General features: G+C 36.6%; 12 protein-coding genes and 1 pseudogene. 9 read left to right on the forward strand and 4 right to left on the reverse strand.

What is annotated here, in order from left to right; genetic code table 11:
* Positions 1-632: 632 nt before the first annotated feature.
* Positions 633-1,193 carry a hypothetical protein gene (locus tag KNQ04_RS10515; protein ID WP_214850518.1) on the reverse strand — a complete coding sequence of 187 codons (561 nt, stop codon included), beginning with the start codon at positions 1,191-1,193 and terminating at the stop codon, positions 633-635.
* A gap of 1,243 nt (positions 1,194-2,436) precedes the next feature.
* Here KNQ04_RS10515 and KNQ04_RS15870 point away from each other — a divergent pair.
* Genes KNQ04_RS15870 through KNQ04_RS10530 form a run of 3 tightly spaced genes read left to right on the forward strand, consistent with a single transcriptional unit; the run spans position 2,437 to position 4,215 of the window.
* Positions 2,437-3,099 (forward strand): ATP-binding cassette domain-containing protein, encoded by a 663-nt coding sequence (locus KNQ04_RS15870; protein WP_483299251.1) that lies wholly within the window; start codon positions 2,437-2,439, stop codon positions 3,097-3,099.
* Entirely contained in the window at positions 3,092-3,634 is a 543-nt protein-coding gene (locus KNQ04_RS10525; protein ID WP_214850522.1) for a MauE/DoxX family redox-associated membrane protein, read from the forward strand. Before KNQ04_RS15870 ends, KNQ04_RS10525 begins: the two co-directional genes overlap by 8 nt.
* A 20-nt stretch (positions 3,635-3,654) precedes the next feature.
* Positions 3,655-4,215 carry a TlpA family protein disulfide reductase gene (locus KNQ04_RS10530; protein WP_214850525.1) on the forward strand — a complete coding sequence of 187 codons (561 nt, stop codon included), beginning with the start codon at positions 3,655-3,657 and terminating at the stop codon, positions 4,213-4,215.
* 440 nt (positions 4,216-4,655) lie between these two features.
* Here KNQ04_RS10530 and KNQ04_RS10535 read toward each other — a convergent pair whose 3' ends face one another.
* Both KNQ04_RS10535 and KNQ04_RS10540 read right to left on the reverse strand, forming a co-directional pair.
* Entirely contained in the window at positions 4,656-5,699 is a 1,044-nt protein-coding gene (locus tag KNQ04_RS10535; RefSeq protein ID WP_251137001.1) for a Fic family protein, read from the reverse strand.
* 177 nt (positions 5,700-5,876) lie between these two features.
* Positions 5,877-6,212: a YolD-like family protein gene (locus tag KNQ04_RS10540; protein ID WP_214850528.1), complete on the reverse strand. Its 336-nt coding sequence runs from the start codon at positions 6,210-6,212 to the stop codon at positions 5,877-5,879.
* Positions 6,213-6,454: 242 nt separating this feature from the next.
* On the opposite strand from KNQ04_RS10540, the pseudogene KNQ04_RS10545 reads away from it, so the two are divergent.
* Both KNQ04_RS10545 and KNQ04_RS10550 read left to right on the forward strand, forming a co-directional pair.
* Positions 6,455-7,831: pseudogene (locus KNQ04_RS10545) on the forward strand (reverse transcriptase/maturase family protein); the annotation flags it as partial.
* A gap of 116 nt (positions 7,832-7,947) precedes the next feature.
* Positions 7,948-8,142 (forward strand): JAB domain-containing protein, encoded by a 195-nt coding sequence (locus KNQ04_RS10550; protein ID WP_353049723.1) that lies wholly within the window; start codon positions 7,948-7,950, stop codon positions 8,140-8,142.
* 739 nt (positions 8,143-8,881) lie between these two features.
* On the opposite strand, the gene KNQ04_RS10555 is transcribed toward KNQ04_RS10550, so the two are convergent.
* Entirely contained in the window at positions 8,882-9,802 is a 921-nt protein-coding gene (locus KNQ04_RS10555; protein WP_214850531.1) for a DMT family transporter, read from the reverse strand.
* 497 nt (positions 9,803-10,299) lie between these two features.
* On the opposite strand from KNQ04_RS10555, the gene KNQ04_RS10560 reads away from it, so the two are divergent.
* From KNQ04_RS10560 to KNQ04_RS10575, 4 genes are all read left to right on the forward strand, one after another.
* Complete coding sequence (locus tag KNQ04_RS10560; RefSeq protein WP_214850535.1) at positions 10,300-10,776, forward strand: SMI1/KNR4 family protein; 477 nt, start codon at positions 10,300-10,302, stop codon at positions 10,774-10,776.
* 72 nt (positions 10,777-10,848) lie between these two features.
* Entirely contained in the window at positions 10,849-11,052 is a 204-nt protein-coding gene (locus KNQ04_RS10565; protein ID WP_214850538.1) for a hypothetical protein, read from the forward strand.
* A 126-nt stretch (positions 11,053-11,178) separates the two neighbouring features.
* Positions 11,179-11,997, forward strand: a complete 819-nt coding sequence (locus KNQ04_RS10570) for an SMI1/KNR4 family protein (RefSeq protein ID WP_214850541.1) — start codon at positions 11,179-11,181, stop codon at positions 11,995-11,997.
* A 322-nt stretch (positions 11,998-12,319) separates the two neighbouring features.
* Entirely contained in the window at positions 12,320-12,520 is a 201-nt protein-coding gene (locus KNQ04_RS10575; protein ID WP_214850544.1) for a hypothetical protein, read from the forward strand.
* Positions 12,521-12,544 lie beyond the last annotated feature (24 nt).

The raw sequence follows: 12,544 nt of genomic DNA on the forward strand, positions 1-12,544 counted from the left end.
AAGAAGGCATCTGTAAAAGATACCTTCTCAATTAAATTTTTAATCAGCAAGGACAAGCGGATGCGATGCGGCTACACGTCGTGCCATCACGCGTATCATAAACGCGTTTGAATCCCGCGTTAGTTTTCAGCATGGCGAAGCAATCTTTGTCGTATGCACAAGAGTATGAAGTTTTACGGAAAGCAGAATCGGCGCAAGGTACGTATTTCATATTAGTTCAATCCCCTTTATTTTTAATTTTTTGATCAGCAAGGACAAGCGGATGCGATGCGGCTACACGTCGTGCCATCACGCGTATCATAAACGCGTTTGAATCCCGCGTTAGTTTTTAGCATGGCGAAGCAATCTTTGTCGTATGCACAAGAGTATGAAGTTTTACGGAAAGCAGAATCGGCGCAAGGTACATATTTCATGTTAGTTCAATCCCCTTTAATTTAAATTTTTGATCAGCAAGGACAAGAAGATACAGAGGTAGCGCATGTCGTACCATCACGCGTATCATAAGTTCGACGCATACCGGCTTTGCTTTTACAGCTTGGATCATAAGCGCAATAAGTAGTAGTTTTACGAAATGCTGCTTCAGAACAAGGAATATATTTCATATGTATTCACCTCCTTTCAAGTTTTGATTGTTAATTGAACATTTCAAAAGGTGAGGAACTAATGTTTTTTACTTGTTTGTACTCAGTATGTACATACATAGGTAAAAAGGACTTTTTAAAAGATTCTTTCAAAGCATCATCTTCTGTTAAATACACTTGAAAATTATATTCGTGAAGAAAAAGAAAAGATTTTGCAGCTTCTACTTGGGATTTATTGAATATTATTGAAAAACTTTTATTATAATTTTTGTTTTCTTCAATCAAGTCAATAAATTCCTCGAAATTAGAATTACAAAATACACATGTTTTATCTAAGAAAATCAATATATGATCTGAAGTTAGGATTGTAGACAAATCTACTTGTTTTGAACTAAAAGTCGAGGTAATATTTTCTAGTTTTGTATCTGTATTCATTTCGAATGAACGATGTATAGGAAAATCATCAAATTCTTGATCAGATTCATTAGAAGAATGATTAGAGGATTTTTTCCATTTTTCAAATGCAATACTCCAGCGAATTAAAGAAGTTGCTAAATATACTAAAATAAAAGTAATAATTATTGATAAAACTATCAGTAAAATAGAAATCAAAACCATCATCATCCTTTTTTATGAAATTAAAGCGTTTACAACTTACAAAAATTATAATATTATAAAAAGTGGAAATAGTCAAATAATTATTTACTTATCTTTACAAAGGAGAAATGCGATGTTTAAAGCCATTAGTGATTTACTCTATAGTATTAAATTAGTTTGGTTCTCATCACCTTTTAATCTTTCGATAAAACTTTTATTAAAAATACTCTTAGGTTTTGCACCAGTCTTGAATGTATACATAATAGAAAATTTATTTATTCAAGTTATTGATTCGACGAAGACAGATAGATACTTAGAAACGATTCTTTTCGGATCTTTATTTGCATTACTAAATTTTATGATTTTTTTAATGAACAGTTTTCACTCAGTGATTGAGAAAAAGATAGGACTTAAATTTGAGTTGTATATGAAAACTAAAATTTTGATGAAATCAAGATTTATTTCATTTATAAACTTCGAAAATTCAGATTTTCAAAATAGTTACTCGAGAATTATTAGTTCTCAAAACCAAATTCTTTCTTCAGTGAATACGTTCTTCTCTCTTTTACAATCTACGATTTCAGTTGTGACTGTTATTTTATACTTGATTAATATCAACATTAATTTCATTTTTATTATTTTGATAATGGTAATTCCATTAATAATAATGGAATTAAAATTTAGTAATAAGAATTTTGATTTATATTTGATGATGTCAGAAGATCGTCGGAAAGCTACATATTTTGAAAGTCTACTGATTACTAAGGATAAATTAAAAGATATAAAGCTGAATATACTTGAAGATTTTTTTATAAAAAAATGGAAAAAAAAGTTCATTGAAAATTCCGAAAAAGAAATTCGGTTTGAGATTACTCAGTTGAGGAGTTTTTTGTATATTCAAATTATTGTGGCAGTCTCTTTTTTGTTTTCAATATATCTTGTTATCGATTCGCTATCATTAGGAGTGATTACGGTCGCGGCATTACCGGCAGTTATTCAAGCTATACAAAATTTACAAGGGATCATCCCAATGTTTGCAGGAAATCTTTCCGAAATACATTTAAGCAACCGAAGTGTTAGAGAACTAAGGTTATTTCTGGTGAAATATTCAGCAAAACAAGATTTAAGAAAAGTTGAATCTTTAAATACTCTGGATAGTATCTCGATTGACGACTTAGATTTTTCATATCCAAACCAAGCCTTTCCAGCACTAAGCGATATAACTTTTTCGATTAATCGAGGAGAAAAAGTAGCTATCATGGGTAAAAATGGATCTGGAAAATCGACATTAATTAAATGCTTGACAGGGTTATACGATACATCAAAATCAATAAAATTAAACAATAAAATTTATTTGGAAAAGGTGCAAAAGGAAAGCTATTGGAACAATATAAGTGTGTTATTTCAAGACTTCAATCGGTATGAACTTACTGTTCTTGAAAACATTCAACTTGATAATAAACAAAGTAATATTGAATCAATGGACTTACTGAAAATAGTTAATTTATCAGAGAAAGTAGCCACTCTTAAAAATGGTGTACATGCCCTTCTAGGTAACATGTTCGAGGATGGAAATGAGCTTTCTGGTGGGCAATGGCAGAAAATTTCGATAGCGAGAACTCTATTTAAAGAATCATCTTTTCTTTTTCTAGATGAACCTACATCTTCATTAGATCCTGATAGCGAATTCGATATCATAAATGATGTATTAAAAAAAATGCAATCTAAAGGTGTTCTTTTTATCACGCATCGAATAAATGTAGCTCGATTAGCGGAAAAAATCATTTATCTCGAAGATGGAAAAATTGTGGAGATGGGAAGTCATGAAGAATTGATTGAGCACAAAGGAAAATATGCAGAAATGTATTTTAGACAAATTGATCATTTGATTGATGAGAGGAGCAAAGTACTCAATGGTTGAGTCTATGTCACATATAATTGCGAGCTTCGTAGCAATTTTATTACTTAGTTCCGTTTTAGAAAAGTTACTTGATTGGAAAAGATCAATGAATAAAATCTCCGACTATAAAATAATACCTAAAAAATTAAACGGAGCTATATTTTTTATAGGTACTATAGTTGAAACTTACTTAGGAATTAAATTAGTCGTAAACCAATTTAGTTTAGTGGATTGTCTTCTGTACTCTACATTGTTAATTACATATTCAGGTGCCATCGCGATTAACTTATATAGAGGGCACATTAGAATTTCTTGTGGTTGCGGTGGTGTACTTGAAAGTAGTGAATTGTCATGGAAGCACTTGTTAAGAAACTTCTTATTAATTATATTTGGGGTGATTTCGTATATTAATAAAACAAGTGTTGATATTTTCACGTTTGAGTTCATGATTTACATGCTAACAGGGGCGAACCTAGTGATACTATATGGCGTTATCAAAGAATTTAGTCTTCAACAAAAGAAAATAAAAAGAATTAAATCAATAGTAAAAATATAAAAACATAAGGGGTCAACTACATGATTACAAATATTCTGATTTCCATGATATTGATTATGATTTTATGTCTCTCGCTAGTGTTATTTTATATGTTGAAATATAACCGAAATTTTTTAAAGCAGATACAAAGTATACGAGGTACTGTTTTGGGCATGTTAGAAGTGGGAGAATATGCTCCACTGTTTAGAACTGTTGATGAACAAGGAAATCGGATCGTAGCTAAAAATTTGTATAGAGAAAAAAGTACATTATTGATTTTTGCTCATTCACAATGTTCTGCATGTAAGGAAGTAGTTAAACAGTTGAGCAAAATCGAGAAAAATTATGATATCAATATTATCGTAAACAATAGAGATACTCTTTTCGATGATAGTGAATTGAAGAGTCATATCCCTAAAAACGTTCATTATCTTAGAGAAGAATTTTTGGCTTCAACATACCTTGTCCAGTCAACTCCAACAGTTTTTTTAATTAAAGATGAGCGAATTGCTGCTTCAGCATTGGTGACAAAGCCACAGACCCTATTAAATATGCTACTTGATGAACGTTCAAAAAATGAAGTATTTAAGTCTGCACTTTAAAAAAAACAATTTTATATTTATAAAACTACAAATGATAACTTGAAAGAAGATTAGAAAATAAAGTATGTAGTGTGCGGAGATTCCTCTTTTAGGAAAACGATAGCTTTTTACGCTCCTAACTATTCGTGTTACTTAAAACAGGGAAAGAAGAAGCATCATGGAGACGTAATTACGATAATCGTAACGATGGAAGAGTGCAGTGGATATGTATCTAGTTGTCTTTGCTGATTTACGAATGTAGTGAGATCGATCTATAAAGATCAGCGACATTGACTCTATTTAAAAACTCAATTAATTTAACAGTTGGTTTTCGATCTGTATAATCAATTGAGTTCTTTATTAATAAATTAATTAGGAAAAACTGTGTTTATATTCGGACGTCGAAATATAAACACAGTTTTTTAGTCTTATTCTCACAACTGTCATGATAAAACCAGATTTTATTGTTTCATCCATTTCGCACTTCGTCCAAGACCAGATGGAGCGATAACACCTTCATCCCTTAAGTCTCGCAACACGCGATTGATCGTCGCCTCACTGATATCGGGACAAGCATTTCGGACGTCTGCTTTCGTGAACGGTGTGATTCGTCCTTCGACGAAGCGACGAATCCGATTGTTCTTGTTTTGGCTCCTCGTCGTGACCAACCTGACGCGATCTTCCAGTTCTTTATAGGCAGCAAGAATCGTGCTCAACAGGTAATTGATCCAAGGGAACGGATCTTGTTGGTTCTGGTGCCAACGCACGGAGGAGAGGCGTAGTGATTCATAATAATCTTCCTTCCGCGATTCGACGATCTTCTCGAGACTGATGTATCGCCCGACTTCGAAGCCGTGCTGATAGAGTAGTAAGAGCGTCAACAGTCGTGCCATCCGACCATTCCCATCGTTAAACGGATGGATCGACAGGAAATCGAGGACGAACAGGCTCGTCAGGATGAGCGGATCGACATCCTCTTGCTGCCGACGTTCACGTAGGCTGTCGCATAACGCCTGCATCGCTGCCGGTGTCTCAAATGCAGGGACGGGGGTGAAGCGCGTCCGGCGAGTGCCATCCGGGAACGTCTCACTGATCTCATTGTCGACGTTCTTCCATCGCCCAACTTCGACAGGGACGAACTTATAGAGCTCTTTGTGTAGCTGTAACAGGATGTTGGCATTGATCTGAATGTCCTCGGCTGAAGCATGGATTAGGTTGAGGACGTCGCGGTAACCGGCAATCTCTGCCTCCGAACGATCGGCAGGGTCAGCAGACTTTGACATGATGGTTTGCAGTCGACTCTCCGTGACGATGATTCCTTCAATCGCATTCGAAGCTTTCGTTGACTGGATGACGGCGACATCACGCAGCGTATTAAGGATTTGCGGCGCTTGCTGTTTATAGAGATCTTGTTTCCCTTTGTATTCGTTAATCCGTCCGATCAATCGGACAGTCTCCATCGGTAGGGCAAGGTCTTTGAGATAGGTATATGTATAGTCGCGCATTCATCGCACTCCTTTCACGAAATAGATCAGGTTAGACTAAACATACTCATTTTTATACTTTATGACCATGTTTATCCTCATTATAACGTATTTAAAAGCGTTCAAACATAAATAAACATAGTCAAAATATCATATTTTGACTATGTTTATTTATTTACTGGCCATGATTACTTTTCTTTAATTCGAGAGTCGAACACTTATGATTTGTTTGAACGGGACAATCTCAACATGGAAATTTCGTTTGACGAGATGGACTTCCTCTTGCACATAGTCGAGTTTCTCGACGAAGGCATCGAAGTGATGCGTTAATGGACCGTTCATTGCAGTCACTGTGACGATGTCTCCGCTAAAGATAGCATCGTTCAACGCGTTCTCAATCGTCCTATCGATTGGTCCTTCTGTATCTTCGAACTTGAAATGATGGACCTCATGGTAATAGCGTTTCAGTAATCCTTTATGTTCGGGCATCAGAAACGGAATCCATTTCTTATTTCCCCGATCTTCATAACGCATCTAAATCACTCCTTTACATAATAAGAACGTTTGTTCTCATTATGTTCCTTGTTTCTTTCGTTTTCAATCCGCTTTTTTTATATCAGATCAATCTCATCGTTCATAGACATGAAAAAAAGACAGTGACGAGATACTCATCACTGTCTTTTCGTACTTTGCAATTCAATTGAACAATACAGATTCATTCTCCTACCATGCCGTCATGGTCATTGTCCCGCATATATTGGTACAGCCAGTCTTTTTCCGTGTTTACTGGTACTAGATGGTTTATCGAAGGTGACATAAAGGGCTTCTTTGACAGCATCGAACACCACACGCTAATAAATCTTTTACGGAAAAGCATCAAAGACGAAAAATTTATTAATCTTATTTGGAAGTTTCTTCGAGCGGGATACGTGGAAAAATGGGAATTTCACAAAACATATAGTGGAACCCCACAGGGCGGGATCATCAGCCCTATTCTCTCGAACATTTACCTAAATGAACTAGACCGTTACATTGAAAAATATTCACTTCAATATAACAAAGGTAAAAAGAGAACTCACAATCTCGAGTACCACAATCTAGCATCCAAAATAGGATACCGTAAAAGAAAAAACAAGAGTGAATGGGAAGAATTAAACGATGAAGAAAAAGCCATAAGACTAAACGAAATAAAGTCCCTTTATGAGCAGTTACAAACCCTAGATAGTAAAAACCTATTTGACCCAGAGTACCGCCGGATGAAATATGTAAGATACGCAGATGATTTCCTAATTGGTGTAATCGGAAGCAAAGAAGAGACTGAACAAATAAAGCAAGACCTAACAACTTTCCTAGCGAGCGAACTAAAACTCGAACTCAGTGCTGAAAAAACATTGATAACACACAGCGAGAAAAGCGCCCAATTCTTAGGGTATGACATCCGTGTCGTCAGAGATTGGCATAGAATGAAAATGCCGAACGGAACTAAGAAAAGGAAATTTAACTTTCAAGCAAAACTTTTCGTACCACATGAAAAATACCTCAAAAAACTCATTGAACTAAAAGCATTAAAAATAGGCAACAACAATGGATGGAAACCTGTGCATCGCCCGTATCTAATTCACAACGATGACTTGGAAATACTACGCACATACAATGCAGAGATAGAAGGTCTGTACAATTACTACCGACTGGCAAGTAATGTACATGTACTTCAATCCTTCCGACAAACCATGAAATACAGCATGATTAAAACCTATGCGAACAAATATAAAAGTACCGTGAGCAAAATCATCAATAAATTCAGTATCAACAAAAATTTTGGTGTACGGTACGAAACAAGGGAAGGCTCTCGCATTGCGTATTTTACCGAACAACGTATGGAAAAAAATACGGAGATTAAAAGCAATACAGTAGATATAATCGGGCAAACGTTAGTGTATAGTGGCAGAACAAGCTTGATAGACCGTCTTTTAGCTGAAAAATGTGAATGGTGTGGTAAAAAGAACGTACCGCTTGAAATGCACCATGTACACAAACTAAAAGACCTAAAAGGCAAAAAGCAATGGGAACAAAAAATGATTGCAAGACGGAGAAAAACCATTGCGATGTGTGTAAAATGCCACCTCGATTTGCATAATGGGAAGTTAGATTAGATAAATGGAAAGCCGTATACCCCGAGAGGGGTACGTACGGTTTGGAAGGGAGTTCCTGAAAACCGACTTAAGTAATTAAGCAAGGCGTCGGGTTCTTACCTTACTTCAAGTCCGCCATCCTAAACAATGCGACATCACTCATCGTCAGTCATCATCATCCGAGCGGCGACCCACATCCGTCACGGGAGGACATCGAGGTGACAGAACGGCTTGTCGAGGTCGGGCGTATCGTCGGCATTCAATTGCTTGACCACATCATCGTCGGTGCCGGAGAAGAATACGTCAGTCTGAAAGCGCAGGGTGTTCTTTAAAGGGAGAATATAGCGTAGGCGGACGGGACATCCCCGTCCTGTCTGCGCGCGAGAGCATGGATGAAAAACGACGGCGTTTTTCTTTTAAGCGAGCGTAAGCGAGTAAGGAATGGATTCGTCCCGAATCCAGGGGAAATGAGAGACCCGCAGTGGCCGGATCCACTGCGGGTAAGAAAGTACATATGGTCTTTTCTATGTAGAAGAGTGTTATGGAGGATGCAGTAGTGAGACAAGTAGTGGAGTGCATGAAGGTTCGAGGATAGAAGGATGATCTAGAACGATTGATTATGACGTAGATGTTTCCGTCTGGTCTTTTTGTAGGAAGAGGTTTCGGGCTCATGCGTGAGGCTGTAAGCTGTACGCAGCAACATCCTCATCGCACCGCTGCCCTCCTGCCGGACCGATAACGAGAGCTGCGACTCGCCTTTGCGAGGCATCTCTACGTTCCTGTTCCTTGCAACGGAGGACACGGAGCGTAAAAAAGAAAACAGGAGAATATAGAATTGAGTCAGCACGGTAATGAATCTCAAGATATCGAGCTGATTGTATACTCCTGTTCATTTATAAAATTCAAAATAAGAAGACAAGGTACGCTTTCAGCAAATTTCACATGATTCGAGTTTAGTATAGGAACATTAAAAATGAGTGATTTTATAATTTCATTTTCAGATAAAAGACAGTCAATAGTAGTGTATCCAATATCCTAAATTATGTTATATTTCACTGATGCAACAAGTTCTTACTTTACTTTAATATCAAAAGTACTTTTTCTGTTAAAAAACATATTTCGAATATAGGTTCCGATACCTAGTGCAATCGCAGCCCCTATACAACTCGACAAGCAACCTAATACTAAATAAATAGATGGTTCAGACTCTCCAATCATGACTGAGGCGAGACCTCCGATGGCAGGAAAAAGTGCAACCATGTATCCACTTTTTGCTCCGCCAATTCTTTCGACAAGTTTTAAGTAAAAGAACCAAGCCCCGAATGAAGCTAATAACGTTAGATACAACAGAGCGGATAAATATGAAATAGAGGAAGGTACACTAATTTCTTGATCCTGAAATAGCACAAAACTTCCTAAAAGAATTCCTCCTGCTATGAACCCTATCGCGTTTGCATAAATCGGATCTACTTTCTTCTTCGCATTTCTCGCTGAACTCGCATCTCCTATTGCTGTGATAAAAGTACCGAGGATGGCAATCAATATTCCTTTGATGTCATTAAAGCTATGTATATCATGCAAGTTTGGATATATTAAAATGACAACTCCAAGAACACCAAGAATTCCACCGATTAAAATTCTTGGATGAAGATGCTCTTTTAAAAAAATACGTAAAGCAACAGGCGTTAAAATAACCTTTAATGAAAAAATTAAAGTAACCATTGCTGCAGAACTTAAAATTGTTGCGTAATAAAGACACAAGTAACTTAATGCAAAGTTGCATACACCAAATATAATAATATATGGAAGATCTTGCTTATTCGATTTCCCTTTAGGCTTGATAACCATTACAAGGATATTAAATAGTATGGCTGTCAACATCAAACGATACGTCAAAGATAGTTCTAAACTAACAGGTGTACCTTGAATTTTTACGGCAATAAAATTTAGACCCCAAACCAGTAGACAAAAAATATACATCGATGAAGTCATAAGTTATCCGATCCTTGTCTTTTCAAAGTCAGAAGACTAGATTGATTGAATAACTCTTTATAAACTTCAAAAAACTTAGCTAAAGTGATTTCGTTCATTTACTCGATATCTCCCATCAATTGATTCGCCATGTCTATATTATTCAATCTATTCGCACACGATTGAACAGTCTACCTCAAAATAAAAAATGAGTAGAATGGAAAATATGACTAGCTGTTCTTAGATTCAAGTACAACATCACCTAATTAAAGGAAAATTTCAATCTAAACATCAATATGGTTCAATAAAAAGGTTCTCTCCATTTATTGTTTAGATGAATTTCAATTTGTTTACATAACGAGAAATACAGCAAATGAGTGAAACAATTAAAGTCGAAAATCCTGTAGTGAAAGTAAGTCTCTCCATTAAAAATCAATCAAGTGATAATCTATTACTTATTGATAAAGAGGATCCATATAAGAAAACTATAAAAGAAACTTTTGAGAGGTGAATGATAAATGGAGTGTTTGATTGCTTTGAAAAATAGACTGACAGATGGGAAACTTGAAGTCCAGAAACAAAAAGGGTACATAGGCATTGAGGAATTTAAATTTAATGAGGGCGCTACGGATGTAGAAATAAAACGTCTACCTTCGTTTGCATCTGAAGACTTGAAAGAGTTTCTTAAAATGCATAACGGAGCAAAATTATTTTCTGATCCAAAATATCGAGACGAATTTACTCTTTTTTCAATTGATGAAATTATCGAGTATTCTCAAATATGGGAATGTCCAGAAGGATTTTTAGCAATTGGTGCCGGTCCTGATGGTGAATGGATTGTCTATGAAATGAATCGAGAAGAAGGAAAGCGGATTTGGTATGCGGAGTTTACTGATTGTGAAGATGAAAATGATGCTCTACCATTCGATTTTCCAACTTGGCTAGATTATTTAATTGTTGCTCAGGGCGATAATTATTGGGAATGGTCTAATTAAAAATCGTTGCTATCGTGTTATTTGTGAATGACTTATCTCGTGCCAGGGTGTCTAAAGAAGGATAAACTACATATGAACTTTGATGGATCGACCGATGTATTAGGAGCAGCACTTACGAATGTCACTCTACTCTATCTCGTCCCGATTGCATTCGGACTGTTCCTATTGATTGATTTCTTATTTACAAAAGAAAAGAAAAGCTTTTTAAGCCGGACCGGTAAGGTATTATTGGTTCCGCTCATTCTGATTGTAGGTGTACTTATTTATCTCTATTGATTCGATGTGCAAGAAGTAATCGGTTTAATTAGGTGCATGCTCGTTGAAAATGTAGGTACTTTTTGTCACGTACATTTATACCTTAAGATTCACCAGCGATAAAATTACAGTGGAAGAGGTGTTTTAATGAATTTTTGGGATGAATTGTTAGAAGACGAGGTTGCCTTACCGTTAAATAAAAAAGAAGTGAAACAAATCGAAAAAGAAATAGACGCTAGTTTCCCTAAAAAATATATTGAAAAGTTAGAAGAACAGAATGGCGGGGAACTTGTATTCGATTCAGTGAACGTTGATTTTGAAAATACATGGTCTGATGAAGAAGAGGGCTTTCATCTACCGTTGTATCGTTTTAACCCGTTAACGGTCGGTGACTTTGAAGATAGCGTGTCCACGTTAAACGAATGGGGACTGACGGGGAAAATAGTCATGTTCGGCGTGGGCGAAGGAAGTTATCTCTGGTATTTTGATTTCAATGACAATTCTAATGAACCACACATTTGGTGTTTGGATATTTCGGATGAGACAACACATCTCGTAGCGGAGAACTTCGATCAATTCCTTGAAAATCTAGTTAGAAGAAATGGTGAGGTTGAAGGTGAAGTTGAATTATCACACGATGACGTATTTGCGGATTATACGACGATGGATGAGATTCGAGAAACAATCGCAGGAGATGATGAGGACGAGCGACTTATTGCTTATCGCATGTGGTGGACGCGACTCGAGGATGTTGAAGGATTGGTCATCGCATTACGTCAATGTGTTCAAGACTCAAACGATGAAGACGAACTAGATTCGTACGCGGAACTATTGACTGAAATCCTGATGAGCTATTCAGCTGAAGGCATCATGACACACGAGCAGGCGATTGCGCTGTTTAATGAGAAGGAAGATGTATCAGATTTGAGCCATGTCATCGTACAGCTCGAATCAGATATTCAATAGGTAAATAGTCTTTTGTGATATATCACTGAATCAGAAGAGACGGACTGGTAAGGTAATAGGAGTTCCGCTCATTCTAATCGTAGGTGTACTTATGTATCTCTATTGATTCGATATGCGAGAGGATCATATCCATTTTTATGTTAGAAACGACGCTAGAAAAGGTCGTTTCTTTTTTTATACTTGTGTGGAAAATTAACTGTATGTCACTTCGTAACAACGCGGTTATCTCTTATAACCTCTTGCTTATCTGATTTAAGGTAATTCGTAAGCATGCTCGATTCGTTCTATGCTGTGATCAAGAAAACAGTGAGGAGTGGAGTAGATGAGCGTGCTAGAGATGTTTGATGTGCTTGATCAAAACAAAGGGCAAAGGGAGGCGAAGTTGGGTGACGTGACATTAATTGATGCCCAACTTCGGTTCGTGCGGGAAGTAGATGGATCGATTGAGCATGTGACGTGGTTCATCGACGTGGATCGATTAACAAACTTCATGCAGAAACACTTTACTAAGCAGACCTCTTGAAGGTCTGTTTTTTTGTGTGCTTTT

The organism is Exiguobacterium sp. s193 (assembly GCF_018618755.1).
In the GTDB taxonomy this organism is placed as follows: Bacteria; Bacillota; Bacilli; order Exiguobacteriales; family Exiguobacteriaceae; genus Exiguobacterium_A.